The sequence below is a fragment of the Brucella sp. 22210 genome (assembly GCF_052045675.1).
Lineage (GTDB): Bacteria > Pseudomonadota > Alphaproteobacteria > Rhizobiales > Rhizobiaceae > Brucella.
This window is the reverse complement of the sequence record NZ_JBQEPD010000001.1, coordinates 1-20,445: the sequence shown is the minus strand read 5'-3', so window position 1 is coordinate 20,445 and position 20,445 is coordinate 1. Positions and strand designations below refer to the sequence as shown.

Sequence of the window (20,445 nt, the reverse complement as noted above, 5' to 3'; positions counted from 1 at the left end):
GGTTGAGCAAAACACTGGTATCGAAAGATGCGTCGCTGGCGGCTTTGCCGCTTCTCAGGCTCAACTCTCTGACCGACATAAGGTTTTTCGATGATGCATCCCGGGACGGAAGCTGGAACAGAGCAACGGAAGTCCAGAAAGCGCCCGATTGCGCTTGGCATTTTCCTGATCGTTCTCGTCGCTGGCTATACAGCCGGGTGGTTCTATGTGGCCGACCGCCTGCAAACCCGCGCGACGGCAGATATGGCCAAGCTTTCGGCCCAGGGCATTGGTGTGCGCTGCGAGGATTTGCGCACCAGCGGTTATCCGCTCCGCGTCAATGTCGTCTGCGACAGCATTTCCTGGCAGAAGCCGAGCGCGGGCATGGCATTCCGCGCCGGTCGTTTCACCTCCGGCTCGCCTGTCTATGCGCCGCGCTCGCTCAGCAACGATCTGACTGGCCCCGCCTTTATCGAATTCCCCGGCCTGCAACCGCTAGAAGTCAACTGGAGCAAGTTCAACTCCAACACCCGGCTTGCCCGCCCGTTCCCGACTGAGATTGCGCTGGAAGCCCGCGACGTCGTGGTCGGCCGCCGCACGGAAACCACGACCACGGAACCGCTCAGCAGCCTGGAACAGATGGATTTCAGCATGAGCGCCGCCGATGGCGCGCTGAAGCTGACTGGCCGTTTTGCAGGGCTGAAGCTCGCGGCACCGGTGATCGGTAATGCCAAGAGCCCCGAGATCGACGGTGTTGCCGATATCGAGATCGCCGATGCTGCGACGCTTCTGGCGTCTGGCTCTTCCGACTTCAGCCAGCGTCTGCGCGGTCATAGCGGCACGATCCATCAGGCATTTCTCTCCATGCCCAATGGGGCCATGGTATCGCTGACCGGCCCGTTCTCCGTCGATGACGAAGGGTTGATCAATGCCGACGTGAAGCTGACGCTGGTGAATGCCCAGTCGCTGGCGCAGGCAGGCCAGACGGTTTTCCCGGAACAGGGCAGCAATATCGCCACGATCCTCTTCGCGCTTTCAGCTATGCCGAAAGACGAAAACGGCAATCCCACGCTGGAGATTGCCGTTCGCAAGGGCAGGGCCAATGCCGGGTTCATTCCGCTTGGGCGGTTGCCGGCGTTGTAAGGGAATTAGGGGAATAGGGGAGTATTTTTTACTGCCCCTCTCGTTGTCTTACTTCTTTTCGTTTGTGCGCGTAGCAGCCTGACGGCCAAAGTCTGGCGCATCCACTTCCTGTCCTGCATCGATAATGCCGCGGCGGACCGCACGCGTGCGCGTGAAGAGGTCGAACAGGGCCTCTCCGTCACCCCAGCGTATCGAGCGCTGCAAGGAGGCAAGATCTTCCGAGAATCGTCCCAGCATTTCAAGGATGGCGTCCTTGTTGTGCAGGCAGACATCGCGCCACATGGTCGGATCGGATGCCGCCAGACGCGTGAAATCGCGGAAACCGGATGCGGAATATTTGATGACTTCCGATTTCGTCACCTGTTCCAGATCGCTGGCCGTGCCGACGATGTTGTAGGCGATGATATGCGGCAGATGCGAGACGATGGCCAACACCAGATCGTGGTGCTGCGGGTCCATGTGATCGAGCCGCGAACCGCAGGCCGTCCAGAAGGCAGTGAGCTTTTCCAGCGCCGCTTCATCCGTGTCTGGAAGAGGCGTGAGGATGCACCAGCGATTGTTGAACAGCTCCGCAAAGCCTGCATCCGGGCCGGAATATTCCGTTCCGGCCAGCGGGTGGCCCGGAATGAAATGCACATTGGCAGGCAGTTCCGGCTGCATCTGCGCGATGACGGAAGCCTTGGTGGAGCCGACATCAGTGACGATGGCGCCCGGCTTCAGGCTTGCGGCAATCTGCTTTGCGACGGTGCCGGAAGAGCCGACCGGCACCGAGACGATAACCAGATCGGCATCCTTGACCGCTTCGGCACTGTCGGTCGTGTAGCTGTCGCCGAGAGCCAACTCTTCGGCGCGCTTCAGGGTCTCGGCGCTGCGGGTTGCGATTGCGATGTGGTTTGCAAGGCCTTCGCGACTGATGACGCGCGCCAGCGACGAACCGATGAGGCCGATACCGATCAGCGCGATTTTATCAAAATGGATCGTGGACATTGATCTTACTTTAAAAACTCAGTGAGTGCGGCGACTACACCGCGATTGGCTTCTTCCGGTCCGACAGTCATGCGCAGCGCATTGGGGAAACCGTATCCGCCAACGCGGCGCAGAATATAACCGCGCTTGGAAAGCCACTCATCCGCCTTGTCCGCCGAGTGAGCGGCGTCTTCGGGGAAATGGATCAGAAGGAAATTCGTCACCGAAGGCGTGACCCGCAGGCCGAGCTTGGTGAACTCATCCGTTAGCCAGCTCAGCCAGGTGTCGTTATAGGCGACCGACTTTTCGACATGGTTGCGATCGCGAATGGCCGCGGCGCCCGCAGCAATGGCGGGCGCGTTCATGTTGAACGGACCGCGAATGCGATTGACCGCGTCGATTACATGGGCAGGCGCATACATCCAGCCGATCCGCAGGCCTGGAAGGCCGTGAATCTTCGAGAAGGTGCGGGTCATCACGACATTTTCGTTCGACGAAACGAGTTCGAGGCCAGCCTCGTAATCGTTGCGGCGGACATATTCGGCATAGGCCGCGTCGAGGATGAACAGGACATGCTTCGGCAGGCCCGCATGCAAGCGGCGCACTTCCTCGAACGGCAGATAGGTGCCGGTCGGGTTGGCCGGATTGGCAATGAAGACGACCTTGGTGCGCGGTGTGATGCCAGCAAGAATGGCATCCACGTCGATGCGCTCATTGCTTTCCTTTACCGTAACCGGCGTTGCACCGGCTGCCAGCGTCTGGATCTTGTAAACGGCAAAGCCATGCTCGGTGATGATGGCTTCATCGCCGGGCGCAAGATAGGTCTGGCAGAGAAGGCCAAGCAGCTCGTCCGAACCATTGCCGCACAGGATGTTGCCAATGTTCAGGCCTTGCGTTTCGGCAATGGCCTCACGCAGCGCGAGCGCTTGTCCGTCGGGATAAATCTCCAGCTTTTCGCCGGCGTATCGATAGGCCTCCACAGCATGGGGGCTGGGACCGATCGGCGTCTCGTTGGAGGAGAGCTTATAGACCTTGGCAACGCCTTCCACATGTTCCTTGCCAGGCACGTAGGCTGCGATGTTGAGCAGGCCGGCCTTGGGCTGGGGACGGGAAAGGGTTTGCTGATCGGTCATGATTTTGGCTCCGCCAAAAGAACAGTGTTGCTTAACGGGACGCTCAAGGGATTTGAGCCCCGATGCGACATAAACCGCCATGGGCTGGAAGTCGAGAAAAACCTTGTTTTCAAGGGAAAAGCGTCAGGTTTCCGCTTCTTTCTGCTTTGCTTTGCGCAAGCCCCCGACGGGGGTTCCAAGCACCGGCACGAAAACACGGCGGGACGAGCGCTGCGCAACCGGCAGGCCCTGATAGAGGCGCTTCTGTGCCTCCACGACCAGAACGCCGGAGAAAAGCGGCCACAGCCGCCGCCCCATGCCTTCCAGCGCCAGACAGGGGCGCATCATCCAGCGACGCGTGGCGGGTGGAAAATGCAGGGCGTCGCTGACGGTGTTGACCGTGAAGTTGGCTTCGCGCAGCAAGGTGGAAAGCTGATCGCGGCTATAGGGTCGCCCGCTGCCGAAAGGTGTGTGCTCGAAGCGGGCCCAGACACCGCCGCGGTTCGGCACCACAATCACTAGCCGTCCATTAGGGGCAAGCACGCGCCACATTTCCTTCAGCGTTTCCTGCGCGTTTTCCGCATATTCCAGTGCATGCACCATCAAAACGCGGTCGATAGAGGAATCTGGCAGCGGCAGTTCTTCATCGAAGACCAAAGCCGTGCTGGATTTGTCGGCTGAAGGCCAGGCAATGGCGCCTTGTCCGGCGGGCATGAAGGCAAAAGTGCGCTCGGTATCGGCGCTGAACCGGTCAAGATAGGGGAGGCAGTAGCCCATTCCGACGAGACGCTCACCCGGTACGCGTTCCCACAGACCGGCAATCGCCATGCGTATGGCGCGCTCGGCCAAATGACCGAGTGTCGTGTCGTAAAAGGAGCGCAGTTCGATAATGTCCGGATGCATGCTGGCACGCTATATCAAATCCCGTCATCGGGGAATGGATATAAGCCTGAGCCTGTTGACAGGCGGGGTGCATTTTTCTCAAACCATGCTATAGAGCGTGCCTTCTGCATGACAGCACCTCCCGAAAGTCTGAAACGGCTTCGGGTGTGAGAAGTACAGCAAACGATCAGGAGAGAACCGACAATGCCAGAAGTCGGCGGCAAGACGATAGAAGTTCTGTTCAGCCCGGAAGATATTGCCGGTCGCAATCTTGAGCTGGCGAAGGCTATTGCCGAACGCAAGTTTCACAATCTGCTGACGATTTCCATTCTCAAGGGCTCGTTCATTTTCGCAGCTGACCTCATCCGCGCCATGCATGATGCAGGCGTTGAACCGGATGTCGAATTCATTACCGTTTCCAGCTATGGCAAGGGCACGACCAGCACCGAGGTTCGCCTGCTGCGCGATATCGACAGCGAAGTTCGTGATCGCGACGTGCTGTTGATCGACGATATTCTGGAATCAGGCAAGACGCTCAAATTCGTCCGCGAACTGATGCTGGAACGTGGTGCGCGCAGCGTTAGCATCGCCGTCCTGCTCGACAAGAGCGTGCGTCGCAAGGTTGATCTGGAAGCTGATTTCGTCGCCTTCGAATGCCCGGACTATTTTGTCGTCGGTTACGGCATGGACGTGGCCCATTCGTTCCGGCAGTTGCCTTACGTCGGACACGTCAAGGATTGAGCGGCAAATTCGTGATGTCGGGCTGCAAAGAGCGCTTTTCTGTGCGCCGGTGCTCACGTACCTTTAAGTACGCGCTACGGTGCTCGAAAATCACTCTTTTCGCCGTGGCCTGACGAATTTGCTGAACAGCTTCTAGAGCGGTTCCGAGCCGCTCGATCTATTTGTATTTTCGCATTATCCCACGCATCGAAGCAGGATCAGAAGTCAGTCCAGTGGACTGATTTCTCTGCGTAGGCGCTACGCACTTTTGCTGGAAATGCTCTAATCGAACTGTAACAGGCGCTGTAGATATTCCTTTTCCATCTGCGGCGTCAGCGCATTGCCGAGCTTGCGGCGGATTTCATCCAGAATCTCACGCGCGCGCTGAATATCGATTTCACCTGGAATTTTGGTGCCGCTGCCGTCATCAGCTCCCATTCCCTGCTGGCGTCCAAGCGGATCGCGTCCACGAGAACCATTCGCGCCCTGACCCTGCTGGCCATCCTGGCCCATCGCCTGCTGCATCTTCTGCATCATGTCGCGTCCGGCACGGCGCAAGGCGTCGAGAGCGCTGCCCTGATTGTCGTTGGCTTCCGCACCTTCATTGCGTCCGAGCGCTTCGGCGGCATTGCCCATGGATTTTCCGGCATCGCCGAAATCCTTGCCGGGTTCAATGCCCATGCCTTTCAGGTCTTCCGTGAGCTTCTGTAATTCCTGCTGCAATTGCTGCTGTTGCTGTTGCAGCTTGCGCATGGCCTCAGCCGTCTTTTCATCCGTCTGGCCGCCCTGCTGCGAGCCACCACCCTTGGAGCCGTCATCGCCGGGAAACAGGCCTTCCATGTCCTCGTCTTCGCCCTCTGTCCCCGCACCCGGATTGCTGTCGAACTGGCGCTGCTGCTGCTGGTCGAGATTGAATGTCTCGTTCATCATCTGCTGCTGGCGGCGCATCAGATCGCCAAGCTTGTTCATCTGCTGCTGCATCTGACCTTGCTGGCCCTGCTGACCCTGACCTTGTTGGCCGGGCTGCGCCTGTCCCATCTGCAGATTGTTCATCAGGTCCTGCAATTGCGAGAGAAGCTGTTCGGCCTGATCGCGGGAACCCTGACGGGCCAGATTTTCGATCTGGTCCATCATGCGCTGCAGATCTTTTTCCGTCAGCATCCGGGCATTGGGATCCGGCGCTGACTGGCGCGCATTCGGGTTCTGCTGCTGGCGCTGGGCGAATTCGCGCAGGAAGTCCTGCATCGCCTTGCGCAGATCGGCGGTGAGTTTCTCGATCTCTTCCTGCGAGGCACCGTTTTGCAGCGCGTTTTTGAGCGCTTCCTGCGCCTGACGCAGACGCTTTTCAGCTGCCGAAAGATTGCCGTCTTCAATACCCAGCGCCACCTGCCACATGTAGTCGGCAGTCTCGCGGAGCGAATCATCGCTGCGCGCCAGACGAAGCTTTGTACGGATGGTCACGAGGCCGAGATAATGCGCGGCGTTCTTGATCGTTTCTTCCGGACGCAGCATCAGCGCCGAGAGCATGTCCAGTACATGATCGCGCTGATTGGCGTCGAGCGCCAGAATACGCCGCTGTTCGGCAATTGCGCGCGCAAGCGGGTTGCTGAATGGCCGTTCTGGAAGCGTTGTTGTCTTGGTTTCACTGCGGCCGACCTGACCTGCCGCGTCGGTGACGACGAGGGTCAGTGCCACTTTCTGGCCAGCCCACGGATGTTCGGTCAGGTCCTTCGAGGTGGTGGCTTCCTTCACGCCACGGCGTGGCAGTGCGAGCGGCAGTTCAGGTGCTTCGTAAAGCGGCGTTGCTTCTTCGTCTTCATCGATTTCCAGCGGCACGATTTCAGCAAAAGCCTTGGCCGGCGCATAATCGTCATCGATTTCATAGGTGAGTTGCAGCGTGCCGTTCAGCGCGCGACCGGGTTCCTTGGTAAAGCTGATTGTCGGCGGCGTGTCCGGCGTCACCGCAAATTTCCAGCGCGCATCGGTGCCGGAAAGCGTCAGGGTTTCGTCTTCACGCAAATCGTAGCGGAAGTTGCGGCTGCCCGCGACGGCGCTTTCTTCCGGCGTCTGCACCGGCTTCAGCCCCTTGGGTTCGGTCTGCTCTTCCTTCGGTACGATCGGCTGGACATCCCGCTGTTCGCCTTCTGCATTGGTTGCGGTCAGGCGTTCCGAACTGCCGCCGATGACGCGGACCGAAAGCACACTGCCTTCCGGAACCGTAATCGCCTCGGCATTGTGGGCATTGTCGGCGCTGACCGTCAGGAAGACCGGCGCGCGGCCTGTATAGCGCGGTGGCGTCACCCAGGCATCGACGCGGGCAACAGCACCGCCTTCACCCGGGCGAATGTGAAACGCATCGGCAATGCGCCCGCTGCTTGAACTGGATGTATAGGCGAGCGCCGTGACGAACAGCAGCGCCACGGCGGCGCGCAGGCCATAAGGATCGCGTTCGGGAAGGCGCGGTCGTGGCAGGCCGGATTGCAGGTTCTTCAGCCGTTCGGCCATGCGGCGCTGGTGTTCGCGCCACAGAGCCTGCGAGAAAGGATCGTGGGTGCCGGTGGCCATGTGGCCGGACTGCACGGCCAGCGGTTCGTGCACAAGGCCGTTCACCGCCTCGATCCGCGCCGTCACATCGTCTTCGGTCGGTTGGCGGAAGCGGGATGGGAGATAGAGCGCAACCAGCCCTGCCAGCGCGAAGACCGTTAGCACGGCGATATGCAGCCAGCGCGGCATCATGCTGAACAGGCCAAACCAGCTGATGCTTGCGAAAAGTGCTACCAGCAGAATCAGCGGCAGGACCAGCGGCCACAGACGTTCAAACCCGACAGACAGGAACGTGCGCAGACGCAGACGCCGCAACAGCGCACCATCGCCTGAAAACAGGCGCAAAAAGGCATCCCGCATCAGTTGCGGCTTATCCTTCTTGTCGTGGCCTTGATCCGTCATCCGGGCTTTCTGCTCTGTCTGCCAGTGTGCAATCGAATGACAGGATAACATGCATCATGGCAAAGGCGAGGCTTCGCCATGATTAATTGGGCCATGATCAATATCGGCCATGATCCGAATGGACTATAGCCAGTCTGGAATGGAATCGAGCGCGAGCAGCTCTTCGTAAGTGTGGCGCGGGCGAACGACATGGTAGCGATCCCCATCCACCAGCACTTCCGGCACCAGAAGACGACTGTTATAGGTGCTCGATAGAACCGCGCCGTAGGCACCAGCCGTGCTGACGGCGATCAGGTCGCCGGGCGCTGGCTTTGTCGTTTCGCGGTCGAGGCCGAGATAGTCGCCCGTTTCGCAAACAGGCCCGACGAAATCGGCGCGGATGCGCGGCGCATCGTCCTTCGCCAGCTTGACCGGGCGGATATCGTGGAATGCTTCATAAAGCGTCGGGCGGATAAGATCATTCATCGCGGCATCAACGATGATGAAGTTCTTCGCATCGCCTTCCTTGACGAAAATCACTTCCGTCACCAGCAGACCGGCATTGCCGACGATCAGACGGCCCGGCTCGAAAACGGTCTTCAGGCCAAGCGGCTTGATGTGCTTGGCAACAATTTCCGCATAGGCCACGGGCAGCGGCGGCGGGTTGTTGTCGGTGCGGTAAGGAATGCCCAGACCGCCGCCAACATCGACATGGCGGATATTGTGGCCATCGGCGCGCAATTCCGTCACCAGTTGCGCCATCAGCGCAAAGGCGTTGTCGAACGGTTCGAGATCGATGATCTGGCTGCCGATATGCATATCGATGCCGACGACATCGATACCGGGCAGGCTCGCCGCACGAGCATAGGCCTGACGCGCCTTGACGCGCGGAATGCCGAATTTGTTTTCAGACTTGCCGGTCGAGATCTTGGCGTGGGTCTTGGCGTCAACATCCGGATTGATGCGCAGTGATACCGAGGCGACCTTGCCAGCTGCAACTGCGCGAGCCGAGAGAATTTCCAGCTCCGGTTCGGATTCGACATTGAAGCAGTAGATACCGGCTTGCAGCGCGAAATCCATTTCGCGCGGCGTCTTGCCGACGCCCGAAAAGACGATCTTGCTGGCGGGAATGCCTGCGGCGAGCGCACGGCGTATTTCGCCTTCCGAAACGGTATCGGCACCGGCGCCGAGTTTCGCCAGCGTCTTCAACACCGCCAGGTTCGAGTTGGCCTTCAGCGCATAGGCGATCGTTGGTTCCATGTCAGCGAAAGCTTCGCTGAACACCCGGAAATGACGCTCGATCGTGGCGCGGGAATAGACATAGAACGGCGTGCCGACCGCCTTGGCGATTTCAGGCAGGCTGACATTTTCGGCGTGCAGCACGCCGTCGCGATATTCAAAATGATTCACGGAAGATAGTCCTTCTGGGAACTAGAGCAGCTTATCAAGAATGAAAGGCTTGTCTTCCTTGGGTTTCGGCTTGGTATGCCCCTGATCGTCGGTAATCAGCGACGACGGTGGCGGCTCCAGCGGGCCCTTGCGTCCACAGGCGGCAAGCGTGGCCGCGAGTGCGGCGATCATAAGCACGGTAGAAATAGCGGAGCGGCCTGTCATCAGCTTTGGTTCCTGAATCAAAATCTATTTGCGCTAGCTGTAACGCAAAAATCTCAAGAGTGAAATCACCCGTTGCCCGGATGATTTCACATGACTTTATCTTGAACGGCTACAGTGTCTGAATCAAAAAGCGGCAGCCGTGGCGAAAATGGTGATTTCGAGAACCGGAGCGCAGCGTACTTTTGGGTACGTGAGCCTAGGTAAGCGCAGAAATTGCCATTTGCAGACCGGCATAGCGACTTTTAGATCAGACACTCACGCCTTCACGATACGCTTCTTCCAGTAGCGGATCTGGCGGCGCACTTCCTGCGGGGCCGTACCGCCGAAGGACTGGCGGCTCTTGACCGATTTCTCGACCGTGAGATAGCCGAAGATCGCATCGGTGATGCCCGGGTGGATCGATTGCAGCTCATCCAGCGAGAGCTTGGCGAGGTCGACCTTGCGGCTTTCCGCCAGAGCAACAGCGCGACCGGTGACGTGATGCGCTTCGCGGAAGGGCAGACCCAGTTCCCGCACCAGCCAGTCAGCCAGATCGGTCGCCGTGGAATAGCCCGAACCGGCAGCCTTCTTCATGGATGCGACATTGATGGTCAGGTCGCGCACCATGCCAGCCATGGCGGCGATGGCGAGTTCCAGATTTTCGGCAGCGTCGAACACCTGTTCCTTGTCTTCCTGCATGTCCTTGGAATAGGCGAGCGGCAGACCCTTCATGATGGTCAGAAGTGCAACCAGCGAACCGTTGATACGGCCCGTCTTGGCGCGGACCAGTTCGGCGGCATCCGGATTTTTCTTCTGCGGCATGATCGACGAGCCGGTGGAGAAGGCGTCGGACAGGCGCACGAAGTTGAACTGCGGCGTCGACCAGATGACGATTTCTTCCGCAAGGCGCGACAGATGACCGGCGCAGATTGACGCGAGCGACAGGAATTCCAGCGCATAGTCGCGGTCGGAAACGCTGTCGAGCGAGTTGCGGGTCGGTTCGCGGAAGCCGAGCGTCTTCGCTGTCATGTGGCGGTCGATCGGGAAACCGGTGCCTGCAAGGGCTGCGGCACCCAGCGGCGATTCATCCATGCGCTCAATTGCATCGCGCACGCGGGACAGATCGCGGCCGAACATTTCCACATAGGCCATGCAATGATGGCCGAAAGTGACAGGCTGCGCGGTCTGGAGATGGGTGAAACCCGGCATGACTGTTGCCGCATGTTCTTCGGCGCGTTCCAGAAATGCTTCGATCAGGTTCTTCAGGGCGACGGCAGTCTTTTCCATCTCCTGCTTGACCCAGAGACGAAAATCGACAGCCACCTGATCGTTGCGCGAGCGGGCCGTGTGCAGGCGTCCGGCGGAAGGGCCGATCAGATCGGCCAGCCGCGCCTCGATATTCATGTGAATGTCTTCAAGCTTGCGTGAGAAGGTGAACTTGCCGTCTTCAATTTCCTTGAGGATGGTTTTCAGGCCCTGCTCGATCTGCTTATGATCGTCTGCCGTAATGATGCCCGTCTTTGCAAGCATGGCGGCATGTGCGAGCGAGCCCTGGATGTCTTGCGCGTAGAGCTTGCGGTCGAAGCCGATCGATGCATTGATCTCTTCCATGATCGCATCGGGTCCTGAGGCAAAACGGCCGCCCCACATCTGATTGCTTGATTTTTGTTCGCTCATGCTCATATGCCCCGAGTGACGATTTGGCCGGATAATAGAAAGAAGTGACGCGACATGGCAGAAGACAACGAAAAGGCGAAATCGGGAAATCGCAAGATCGTCCTTCTTGCAGCCCTTGCCGGTGTCATTGCCGGTATTGGGGCGGTATACGTGATGGAGCGCCCCTCTGGCAATGTGGTAGCGGCTAATGTTTCTGCCGAAAATGACGAAGCGTCCGCCCAATGCGCCCTCAAAGCCGATTCCCTGAAGGGACTGGACGCGGCTGCAACCGGTGGCGTGGCTGCCATGCGCCCGGCGGAAAAGCCTATTTCCGTTGCTCATCTGGCTTTCACCGGCCCCGACGGCAAGCAGATGACGCTTGGTGATTACAAGGGCAAGACGCTTCTCGTTAATCTCTGGGCGACCTGGTGCGCGCCATGCCGTGAGGAAATGCCCGCCCTCGACAAATTGCAGGCCGAAAAGGGCGGCAATGATTTCGACGTTGTGGCGATCAATATAGACACAGGTTCCGACGACAAGCCGAAGGGCTTTCTGAACGAGATCGGCATCAAGAACCTTGCCTTGCATCGCGATGCGACCATGGCGAGTTTCAATGAGCTGAAGCGCAAGAACCTCGCTTTCGGCTTGCCGGTCACACTTCTGGTCGACAAGGAAGGCTGTCAGATCGCCTCCATGAACGGTCCTGCTCCATGGGAAGGGCCTGACGCCATGAAACTGATCGAAGCAGCGCAAAAACTTTAGAGCGTGTACCGATCCGAATGAATCGGATCGACGCTCTAAATTCTTTTGTTTAACGCATAATCTTATCGATCCTCGTTTCACTCCGGTCGGATTATGCTTTAGTCCTCGACAAAGTCCGGAATTGGTGGCTTCCTCCTTTTTCTAAGGAGACTTCCCATGAGCCTCGACGTCTGGCTGGCATTCACCGCAGCATCTATCGTGCTTCTGATCATTCCGGGGCCGACAGTTCTGCTCGTCGTTTCTTACGCGCTGGGACAGGGCTGGAAGACGGTTTTCCCGATGGCGGTGGGTGTGGCGCTTGGCGATTTCACGGCCATGACCCTGTCGATGTTAGGCGTCGGCGCGCTGCTCGCGGCTTCAGCAACTGTGTTCACGGCGGTCAAATGGATTGGTGCAGCCTATCTCGTCTGGCTGGGCATCAAGCTTTTCCGGGCAGGCGGCACGATGAACGCGAAGGCGCGGCATGACAAGGTGCATCCGGCAAAGATGCTGGTTCACGCCTGGTTGGTGACAGCGCTCAACCCAAAGAGCATTACTTTCTTCGTGGCGTTTCTGCCGCAGTTTCTCAGCCCGCATCGGGATTTTCTGACCCAGATGCTGGTCTTCGAAAGCACGTTTCTGGTGCTCGCTTTCCTCAATGCCTTCGCTTATGCGCTGACGGCGGCGCGGGCGCGGCGCTTCTTTGCCAGCGAGCGGGCCTTGCGGATTTTCAATCGCGCGGGCGGAACCCTGCTGATCGGCGCTGGTGTGGCAACCGCGACGATCCGGTCAAGCTGAGGTAAAACCGGCGCGCTTCAGCCGTACAATGGCGAGATCGAGCGCCGACAGAAAGGCCGAACGGTCCTTCGGTGAAAATGGCGCGGGGCCGCCGGTGATTTCTCCGGCAGAGCGTAACGAATCCATCAGATTGCGTGTCGCGAGTGTGTTGCCGATGGTGCTCTGCGTGTGAACGCGCCCATTGGGCGCGATGACCGATGCGCCCTTTTCAAGTGAGCGGCTAGCAAGCGGAATATCGGCGGTGATGACGATTGCCCCCGGTTGTGCATTTTCGGCGATCCAGTCGTCCGCCGCATCCAGCTTGTCCGATACGACAACCCGTTCCACCCGTTCGGCATCGCGCGGGATTGCCACGTGACTGTTGGCAACCAGCACCACCGGAAGGTTGTGACGCTCGGCGACGCGGTAGATTTCAGCCTTCACCGGGCAGGCATCGGCGTCGACAAGAATGCGGATCGTATTGGTTTCAGCGGTCATCCGTTCTCCATAAAAGGAGTGTCGGCTTTTGGCAAATTGAACGCTGCAATCAGATTTATGCGATAGGCGTTTCTAGCGAAGCGGTATATGGCGGGCCAAAATAAGAGAGTTTGTCATGGCCGCCCGTTTCTTCCCCATCATGTTTGTTCTGCTCTGGGCCACTGGCTTTATCGGGGCCGGGCTGTCCATGCCCTATGCGGAACCCTTCACTTTCATGGCGGTGCGGTTCTCCATTGCGGCAGTCATCATGACGTTCTGGGCGCTGGCAAGCAGGGCTGCGTGGCCGAAGGGGGCGACGCTGGTTCATGCAGCCATCGCTGGTTGTCTGATCCATGGCGCTTATCTCTCGGCGCTGTTCTGGGCCGTGCATCACGGTCTGCCTGCTGGCATGTCGGGCCTCGTCGCCGGTTTGCAACCCATGCTCACAACGCTGATCGCCGCCATGCTTCTCGGGGAAAGAGCAAGTGGACGTCAGTGGGCGGGACTGCTCATCGGTTTTCTTGGCGTGGCCATGGTCGTCTGGCCGAAGTTTTCCGCTGGTAGCGGCGTCGACCCGAAAAGCCTTGCCGCAGCATTTTTTGCGGTGTTGGCCATCAGCACGGGCACGGTCTGGCAGAAGCGTTTTGGAACGACCGGCGATTTGAAGACAGGCACTGCGGTTCAGTATATCGCCGCCGCTACGCTGACGGCTATCTGTGCCTTTGCGTTCGAAACCCGGGTGATGATCTGGTCACCGCAGCTCATTTTCGCGCTGGTCTGGCTGACGCTGGCGATTTCCATCGGTGCCATTCTGGCGCTTCTGGTGATGATCCGCGAGGGTGCGATGTCGAAAGTCGCATCGCTGTTCTATCTCGTGCCGGGCACCGCAGCGATCATGGCCTATCTGATTTTTGGCGAGACGCTCGGTCCGATCCAGATTGCAGGCATGGTCGTCACCACGCTTGGCGTGGCCCTGACGACGATGAAGCGCTGATTATTCGACGATCAAATCCGGCTGCTGCTCGCGTTTGCGGAAATTCATGATTGCTGCGTTGATTTCTGCGCCGATGATGAAGATAGCCGACAGCATATAGAGGAAAACGATAGCCACCATGATCGAGGCAAGGCCCGCATAGGTGGAAACATAATTGGCAAAAGTCTCCAGATATTTCGCAAAGGCGGTTGCGGCGGCAAGCCAGGCGAAAAGTGTGATGATGATGCCGGGCAGGATATCGCCAAGGCCGCGGCGTCCGGCTGGCAGCCAGATATGCACCATGAACAGCGCCAGCACCAGAACCGCCACGGCGACACTATAGCGCCAGAACGCGATAGTGCCGGTGAAGGGTGCAATGTCGGGAAACCATTGTTCGGCAATGCGCACGGCGAGCGGTGCGAGAACCAGCAGGAAGCTGATTGCCATCAGGCTGAGAGTGCCGACCAGAACGAAACCGAGGCTTTGCAGGCGGCAAAAGATGATCGAGCGCTGGTCGGTGACGCGATAGGCGCGATTGAGCGCGATGCGCAGCGCCTCCACGCCATTGGAGGCAAAATAGGCGGCGGCGATCACACTGAGGGTCAAAAGCCCCCGACGCTGAACCGTCAGAACATTGGTCACTTCATTGGCGATGGGGGCCGCGATATTCGACGGCCACATGTCGAAAATGACATGGACCGCCGTTTGAGCAAATTCCTTGGTGCCGAGAAAGCTGGCCAGCGAGGTTGCGAAGATCAGGAAAGGAAACAGCGCCATCAGGCCTGACAGGGCGATGTGACTGGCAAAAGCCCAGCCGTCGTCCGAACTGAAATGACCGAGCACATCATAGGTAATCTGACGGAGAAAACGTCTGACTTTTCGCATCCGCAGATTTTACCCCTTCGATCATTGGCCCAAGTTTCAGACACTTAAATCTAGCATCACCTGTCAGATTGCAAGGGTTGCGCCGTTTTAAAGCCCTTGCGAATCAAGCACTGTGGAAGAAACGCGGCGGCAGGACAGGACGAAATGGCTGAGGAACACGCAAATCGCAGCATCATCATAACCGGCTGTTCTTCCGGCATTGGCGCTTATTGCGCGGAAGCCTTGCATCGTCGTGGATGGCAGGTATTTGCCACCGCTCGCAAGGAACAGGATATCGCCGCTCTGCAAGCCAAGGGGATGGCGGCGTATTATCTTGATTATGCCGAGCCGGACTCCATTGCTGCCCTTGCCGACGAAGTGTTGCGCAAGACGGATGGCAGGCTGGGTGCGCTGTTCAATAATGGCGCTTATGCCCAGCCGGGCGCAGTCGAGGATTTGCCGGTGGAAGCGCTTCGCGCCCAGTTCGAAGCCAATTTCTTCGGCTGGCATGATCTGACGCGACGGGTGGTGCCCGTCATGCGCGGGCAGGGGCACGGGCGCATCGTTCATTGTTCGTCGATCTTGGGGCTGGTACCGATGAAATGGCGCGGCGCTTATGTCGCGTCCAAATTCGCGATTGAAGGCCTAATGCTGGCGCAGCGCATGGAGCTTGAAGGCTCCGGTGTGGAGGTTTCGCTGATCGAGCCGGGGCCGATCGCATCCCAATTCACCTATAATGCCGCCCGGCATGCGCAGGCCAATATCGATCTGGAGGCCTCGGTGCATCGCGAACTTTATCAGCGCCAGATGGCCAAGCTGACAAGCGGCGGCACCAAATCGAAGAACAAGCTTGGACCGGAAGCCGTCTATGATGTACTGCTTCACGCATTGGAGGCGCCGCGTCCACGTCCGCACTATGCGGTAACGAGACCGGCGAAACTGGGAATTCTGGCGCGCCGCCTGATGCCATCGCGCTGGCTGTACCGGATGCTGTCCGATCAGTCTTGAAAAACAAGGGGCTGCGGATGATGGGAAGGGAACAAGATGGACGTTGTGTTCAAAGGCGCAGCCATGGTGGCCATGTTCGCCGTGGCGATTGTGTTGATCATTGGCCTGCGCAATATGATGCGCGGTGGTGATGCCAATTTTTCCAACAAGATGATGCAGTTACGCGTATTCCTGCAATTCATCGCAATCGTTCTGATCGTGGGCGCTATCTATTTCGCGCGGCACACCGGCGGTCAGTAAGCCATGGTCAAGCTCAACAAGATTTACACGCGCACCGGCGATGACGGCACCACTGGCCTTGCCAGCGGCCCGCGCCGTCTGAAGTCCGATCTGCGTGTGGAAGCCTATGGCACGGTGGATGAAGCCAATGCCTGCATCGGCATGGCGCGGATTCATACCGGCGAATATGCTGAAATCGACGCGATGCTCTCGCGCATCCAGAACGATTTATTCGATCTCGGGGCCGATCTTTCGACGCCGGATGACGGCAAGCCGCTGGCTTATGAACCGCTGCGCATCGTTGCGTCGCAGGTTGCCCGCGTGGAAGCGGATATCGATGGTCTCAACGCCCATCTCCAGCCATTGCGCTCTTTCATTTTGCCGGGCGGCTCGGCGGCATCGGCAGCACTTCATCTGGCGCGCACGGTTTCACGCCGCGCCGAGCGCCTGATGGTGGCGCTGGCGAAGATCGAGGGTGAGGTGGTGTCGCCGGAGGCTCTGCAATATATCAACCGCCTCTCGGATTTTCTCTTCGTCGCCTCCCGCGCCGTCAATGACAACGGCGCGAAAGACGTGCTCTGGGTGCCAGGCGCAAATCGGTAGTCAGACGCCCCGTTTGTTGCCCCAGATCAGCACATGCAACTGGGGCAGCACATGCGCTTCGAACCAGCGGTCTGCAATCACCGTGTCCACCAACCATTCCATGCGGCGCATGATGCCGTCGATGTCGATCAGCGCATCATCTGCTTCGGGCGGTGGCGGTGTGTGATTGCCGGGTTGGAGATAGACCGGCAGCCGGGGATGACGCGCCGAGACATGCTTTGCGAAGGCATAATCGGCATCATCGAAGATCACGAATTTCAGCACCACCCGCGGCTTCGGTCCTGCCGCTTCGACACAGGCCGCCAGCGCATCGGGGTCGAATTCCATTTCGCTTGACGGTGGCTTGGGGCTAAGCACCAGCGTGTCCAGCGCCGAAAACCAGTCCTTGGCGATAGAGCCTTGGGTTTCCAGCGCAAAGCGATAACCCTCCACCTTGCCATGGGCGATGAGAGGTCCAAGAGGTTGTATCGCCGGATTGCCGCCAGAAAGTGACACTGTTAACGGCTTATTTCCCGAAAGTGTCGTCACTTCATGCCAGATGGCTTCGATACCCATAGGCTTCCATTCATGGCGAAAGCGGCTTTCGACCGCGTGCAGGCTGTCGCACCATGCGCAACGGTAGTCGCAGCCGCCTGTGCGCACGAAGACAGTCGGCTCGCCGATGAGCACGCCCTCGCCTTGAATGGTGGGGCCGAAAATCTCGCTAATGCGGATTTCGGATGCCGGTTTCATGGCTTTACACTTGGACGATATTCCGCCCATGTTTTTGGCGTTTCACTCACCCGCACAGCCGAAATTTCCGGCCAGCGCGAATGGCACCAGTCGAAGAAATGCTTTGCCAGCGTTTCGGCTGTTGTTTGGCCATGACCCAGCACATCGTTGAGATGCCGGTGATCGAAAGCGTCATCAATATAGTGTTTGAACGGCGCCAGCTCGTGATAGTCGCGCACGAAGCCATGACCGTCGAGACCGGGGGCGGAAAGCTCCACTTCAACAATGTAATTATGGCCGTGCAGCCGTGCGCATTGATGATTGGCAGGTAGTCCGGTCAACTGGTGTGATGCGGAGAAATGAAACTCCTTGGTGATGCGAAACATCAGGCGTTCCTCCGCTCAACGGCTTCACGCCAGAAATCGGCATCCTCATAGATGGTCGGGTCTGTGACGCCTGCGAGGTGAAACGCCTCGCGACGTTCCACGCAGGTGCCGCAGCGACCGCAATGGTGTTCGCCGCCCTTGTAGCAGGACCATGTCGCCTCGAAAGGCGTGTCGTGTTTTGCGCCATCGGTGACGATATCGGCCTTGGATGCGTGCACATAAGGTGCCAGCAGCTTGATATCTGCATAGCCGTCCAGCGCATGATTCTGCATGGTCTGGAAGGCGTCGATAAAGCCGGGACGGCAATCGGGATAGATGAAATGATCGCCGCCATGGACGGCCAGCGCCACCGCATCGGCCTTTTGCGCAGCGGCCACACCAAAGGCAATCGCCAGCATGATGGCGTTGCGATTGGGTACGACGGTGATCTTCATCGTCTCTTCGGCATAGTGACCGTCCGGAACATCGACATCATCAGTCAGCGCCGAGCCGGTGAGGCTGGCACCGATGGTGCGGATATCGATGATCTGGTGCGGAACGCCGAGCCGTTCGGCGCAGGCTCTGGCTGAATCCAGCTCCTTCTTATGCCGTTGGCCGTAATCGAAGGAGAGAAGGGCAGTGAGTTCATGTTCCGCTGCGCTTCTATGCGCAAGCGAAACGGAGTCGAGTCCGCCGGAGCAGACGACAAGCGTTTTCATAGTCAGGGTTCCTTGTTTTGACCGGGTAGGCTGCGACCGGTTAGTGCGGAGCGTGTCGTAAAGCAGGATGACGCCTTTGTAAACGCCACAGATAAGGGAACAGAAGGCCTCTCAGGGGATGTCGCAATCTGAGAATGAAGTTCTGTCAGAATAAATGGATATTAATCGATATAGATTGCCGAGGCTGATTGACGTGCACGTCAGGCGTCTTTACGTTTCCCGCCGATTTCTAATAGGAAGCGCCGTGGCTAAAGGCTTTGTCACAGTGCTTTTTTCGGAGCCGCTTCCATGTCGGGTTCCCGTCGGAATCTGACATGCGGGCGGTGTTTCATGGCGGCATAGTCGTGCCGCAGGATTCATTGAAGAGGTGGTCGCGGATGAAAGTCCTTGTCGCAGTAAAACGTGTCGTCGATTACAATGTTAAGATCCGCGTTAAGGGCGACGGATCAGGCGTTGAGCTTTCGAATGTGAAGATGTCGATGAACCCGTTCGACGAGATTGCGGTTGAAGAGGCGATCCGCCTGAAGGAAGCTGGCAAGGTCACGGAGATTGTGGCTGTATCGGTCGGCCCGGCACAGGCGCAGGAAACACTGCGCACGGCACTTGCCATGGGTGCGGATCGCGCCATTCTGGTGAAGACCGACGAGACGGTCGAGCCGCTCGGCGTCGCCAAGGTCTTGAAGGGCGTGGTCGATGCGGAAAAGCCAGACCTCGTCTTCCTCGGCAAGCAGGCCATTGACGACGATGCCAACCAGACCGGCCAGATGCTGTCGGCGCTTCTCAACTGGAGCCAGGCAACCTTTGCCTCGAAAGTGGAACTGGGCGACGGTTCGGCCAAGGTCACGCGCGAAGTGGATGGCGGTCTGCAGACCATCGATGTGAAGCTTCCGGCGATTGTCACGGTTGATCTTCGTTTGAACCAGCCGCGCTATGCATCGCTGCCAAATATCATGAAGGCAAAGAAGAAGCCGCTGGACGAGAAGTCGCCTGCCGATTTCGGTGCCGATATCACAGCGCGCCTGAAGGTCCTGAAGACCGAAGAACCGGGTGGCCGCAAGGCTGGCGTCAAGGTTGGCTCGGTTGGCGAGCTGGTCGAGAAGCTTAAAGCTGATGGCATCATCTAAGAAATCGGAAGGGACACGATAAATGGCTATTCTTCTTTTTGCCGAACATGACAATGCAACCCTTTCGGACCAGACGGCAAAGGCGCTGACGGCAGCCGCCCAGATCGGCGGCGATGTCGATATTCTGGTTGCAGGCAAGGGCGCAAAGGCGGCAGCCGATGCTGCTGCCAAGCTGAAAGGCGTGCGCAAGGTTCTGCTGGCTGAAAGCGATGCGCTGGAAAACCGTCTGGCTGAGCCAACGGCAGCGCTCATCGTGGCACTCGCCGCCAATTACGACACGATCATCGCTCCGGCGACGACCTCGGCCAAGAACATCCTGCCGCGCGTTGCAGCACTTCTCGATGTGATGCAGTTGTCGGAAATCATGGAAGTCGTATCGGCAGACACGTTCAAGCGTCCGATCTATGCAGGCAATGCGATCCAGACTGTCCAGTCCACCGACGCCAAGAAGGTGATCACGGTGCGCACGGCCTCTTTCCAGGCCACCGGCGATGGCGGTTCGGCTGCGGTTGAAAGTGCAACTGTGCCTGCCGATCCAGCATTGTCTAGCTTTGTTGGCAATGCGCTGTCGGCTTCGGACCGTCCGGAACTGACCTCGGCCAAGATCATCATCTCGGGCGGTCGTGCACTTGGTTCGGCTGAGAAGTTCCAGGAAGTGATCCTGCCGGTTGCTGACAAGCTCGGTGCGGCGGTTGGTGCCAGCCGTGCGGCAGTCGATGCGGGCTATGCGCCAAACGACTGGCAGGTTGGCCAGACGGGCAAGGTTGTTGCACCGGAGCTTTACATCGCTGTCGGCATTTCCGGCGCGATCCAGCATCTGGCAGGCATGAAGGACAGCCGCGTCATCGTCGCCATCAACAAGGACGAAGAAGCGCCGATCTTCCAGGT

Annotated in this window: 22 protein-coding genes; 10 read left to right on the top strand and 12 right to left on the bottom strand. The window is 58.6% G+C overall.

All coding sequences use genetic code 11. The features are described from left to right. The first annotated feature begins 93 nt into the window (after positions 1–93). A complete protein-coding gene (locus ACTJKP_RS00110) occupies positions 94–1,122 on the top strand; it encodes a DUF2125 domain-containing protein (RefSeq protein ID WP_440629618.1) in 1,029 nt (342 codons plus the stop codon). Positions 1,123–1,170: 48 nt separating this feature from the next. Here the strand turns inward: ACTJKP_RS00110 and ACTJKP_RS00105 are convergent, their stop codons facing one another. The 3 genes from ACTJKP_RS00105 to ACTJKP_RS00095 form a co-directional block, all read right to left on the bottom strand. Continuing rightward, positions 1,171–2,109, bottom strand: a complete 939-nt coding sequence (locus tag ACTJKP_RS00105; RefSeq protein WP_440629286.1) for a prephenate/arogenate dehydrogenase family protein — start codon at positions 2,107–2,109, stop codon at positions 1,171–1,173. A 5-nt stretch (positions 2,110–2,114) separates the two neighbouring features. Continuing rightward, on the bottom strand, positions 2,115–3,221 hold the full coding sequence (gene hisC / locus ACTJKP_RS00100) for a histidinol-phosphate transaminase (protein WP_440629285.1): 1,107 nt from the start codon (positions 3,219–3,221) through the stop codon (positions 2,115–2,117). Between the two features lie 123 nt (positions 3,222–3,344). Then, a complete protein-coding gene (locus tag ACTJKP_RS00095) occupies positions 3,345–4,103 on the bottom strand; it encodes a class I SAM-dependent methyltransferase (protein ID WP_440629284.1) in 759 nt (252 codons plus the stop codon). Positions 4,104–4,286: 183 nt separating this feature from the next. On the opposite strand from ACTJKP_RS00095, the gene hpt reads away from it, so the two are divergent. Continuing rightward, the gene (hpt, locus tag ACTJKP_RS00090; protein WP_078337512.1) at positions 4,287–4,823 is read left to right on the top strand and encodes a hypoxanthine phosphoribosyltransferase; all 537 of its coding nucleotides are present in this window, start codon (positions 4,287–4,289) and stop codon (positions 4,821–4,823) included. A 261-nt stretch (positions 4,824–5,084) separates the two neighbouring features. Here hpt and ACTJKP_RS00085 read toward each other — a convergent pair whose 3' ends face one another. From ACTJKP_RS00085 to argH, 4 genes are all read right to left on the bottom strand, one after another. Further along, positions 5,085–7,748 carry a TIGR02302 family protein gene (locus tag ACTJKP_RS00085; protein WP_440629283.1) on the bottom strand — a complete coding sequence of 888 codons (2,664 nt, stop codon included), beginning with the start codon at positions 7,746–7,748 and terminating at the stop codon, positions 5,085–5,087. A 123-nt stretch (positions 7,749–7,871) separates the two neighbouring features. Further along, complete coding sequence (gene lysA / locus ACTJKP_RS00080) at positions 7,872–9,137, bottom strand: diaminopimelate decarboxylase (protein WP_440629282.1); 1,266 nt, start codon at positions 9,135–9,137, stop codon at positions 7,872–7,874. Between the two features lie 21 nt (positions 9,138–9,158). Beyond that, entirely contained in the window at positions 9,159–9,341 is a 183-nt protein-coding gene (lptM, locus tag ACTJKP_RS00075) for an LPS translocon maturation chaperone LptM (protein ID WP_078337809.1), read from the bottom strand. Between the two features lie 255 nt (positions 9,342–9,596). Further along, on the bottom strand, positions 9,597–10,997 hold the full coding sequence (gene argH, locus ACTJKP_RS00070; protein ID WP_440629281.1) for an argininosuccinate lyase: 1,401 nt from the start codon (positions 10,995–10,997) through the stop codon (positions 9,597–9,599). 54 nt (positions 10,998–11,051) lie between these two features. Here argH and tlpA point away from each other — a divergent pair, with 54 nt between their 5' ends. After that, positions 11,052–11,738: a thiol:disulfide interchange protein TlpA gene (tlpA, locus tag ACTJKP_RS00065; protein ID WP_440629280.1), complete on the top strand. Its 687-nt coding sequence runs from the start codon at positions 11,052–11,054 to the stop codon at positions 11,736–11,738. Positions 11,739–11,894: 156 nt separating this feature from the next. Further along, positions 11,895–12,515, top strand: a complete 621-nt coding sequence (locus tag ACTJKP_RS00060) for a LysE family translocator (protein ID WP_440629279.1) — start codon at positions 11,895–11,897, stop codon at positions 12,513–12,515. Here ACTJKP_RS00060 and ACTJKP_RS00055 read toward each other — a convergent pair. Next, positions 12,507–12,992, bottom strand: coding sequence for a YaiI/YqxD family protein (locus ACTJKP_RS00055; RefSeq protein WP_138784215.1), 486 nt, complete (start codon positions 12,990–12,992; stop codon positions 12,507–12,509). The two genes, ACTJKP_RS00060 and ACTJKP_RS00055, sit on opposite strands and share 9 nt — an antisense overlap. Before the next feature lie 115 nt (positions 12,993–13,107). Between ACTJKP_RS00055 and ACTJKP_RS00050 the strand changes: the two genes are divergently transcribed. Next, a complete protein-coding gene (locus ACTJKP_RS00050) occupies positions 13,108–13,965 on the top strand; it encodes a DMT family transporter (protein WP_440629278.1) in 858 nt (285 codons plus the stop codon). Here ACTJKP_RS00050 and ACTJKP_RS00045 read toward each other — a convergent pair whose 3' ends face one another. Beyond that, positions 13,966–14,829 (bottom strand): YihY/virulence factor BrkB family protein, encoded by an 864-nt coding sequence (locus ACTJKP_RS00045; RefSeq protein ID WP_440629277.1) that lies wholly within the window; start codon positions 14,827–14,829, stop codon positions 13,966–13,968. 144 nt (positions 14,830–14,973) lie between these two features. Here ACTJKP_RS00045 and ACTJKP_RS00040 point away from each other — a divergent pair, with 144 nt between their 5' ends. From ACTJKP_RS00040 to ACTJKP_RS00030, 3 genes are read left to right on the top strand one after another with little or no spacing between them, the layout of a single operon-like run. Continuing rightward, on the top strand, positions 14,974–15,816 hold the full coding sequence (locus ACTJKP_RS00040) for an SDR family oxidoreductase (protein WP_078337808.1): 843 nt from the start codon (positions 14,974–14,976) through the stop codon (positions 15,814–15,816). Positions 15,817–15,852: 36 nt separating this feature from the next. Then, positions 15,853–16,056, top strand: a complete 204-nt coding sequence (locus tag ACTJKP_RS00035) for a twin transmembrane helix small protein (RefSeq protein ID WP_440629276.1) — start codon at positions 15,853–15,855, stop codon at positions 16,054–16,056. Positions 16,057–16,059: 3 nt separating this feature from the next. Next, positions 16,060–16,638, top strand: coding sequence for a cob(I)yrinic acid a,c-diamide adenosyltransferase (locus ACTJKP_RS00030; RefSeq protein WP_440629275.1), 579 nt, complete (start codon positions 16,060–16,062; stop codon positions 16,636–16,638). Here the strand turns inward: ACTJKP_RS00030 and queE are convergent, their stop codons facing one another. The 3 genes from queE to queC are packed head-to-tail and all read right to left on the bottom strand — an operon-like array spanning position 16,639 to position 18,433. After that, positions 16,639–17,370, bottom strand: coding sequence for a 7-carboxy-7-deazaguanine synthase QueE (gene queE, locus ACTJKP_RS00025; RefSeq protein WP_440629274.1), 732 nt, complete (start codon positions 17,368–17,370; stop codon positions 16,639–16,641). Then, positions 17,367–17,735 carry a 6-carboxytetrahydropterin synthase QueD gene (gene queD, locus ACTJKP_RS00020; protein WP_440629273.1) on the bottom strand — a complete coding sequence of 123 codons (369 nt, stop codon included), beginning with the start codon at positions 17,733–17,735 and terminating at the stop codon, positions 17,367–17,369. Before queD ends, queE begins: the two co-directional genes overlap by 4 nt. Then, positions 17,735–18,433, bottom strand: a complete 699-nt coding sequence (queC, locus tag ACTJKP_RS00015; RefSeq protein ID WP_440629272.1) for a 7-cyano-7-deazaguanine synthase QueC — start codon at positions 18,431–18,433, stop codon at positions 17,735–17,737. The genes queD and queC overlap by 1 nt, the downstream gene beginning before the upstream one ends. 377 nt (positions 18,434–18,810) lie before the next feature. Here queC and ACTJKP_RS00010 point away from each other — a divergent pair, with 377 nt between their 5' ends. Continuing rightward, positions 18,811–19,557: an electron transfer flavoprotein subunit beta/FixA family protein gene (locus ACTJKP_RS00010; RefSeq protein WP_440629271.1), complete on the top strand. Its 747-nt coding sequence runs from the start codon at positions 18,811–18,813 to the stop codon at positions 19,555–19,557. A gap of 22 nt (positions 19,558–19,579) precedes the next feature. After that, positions 19,580–20,445: electron transfer flavoprotein subunit alpha/FixB family protein (locus tag ACTJKP_RS00005; RefSeq protein ID WP_440629270.1), on the top strand; the 866-nt coding region annotated here is incomplete at its 3' end.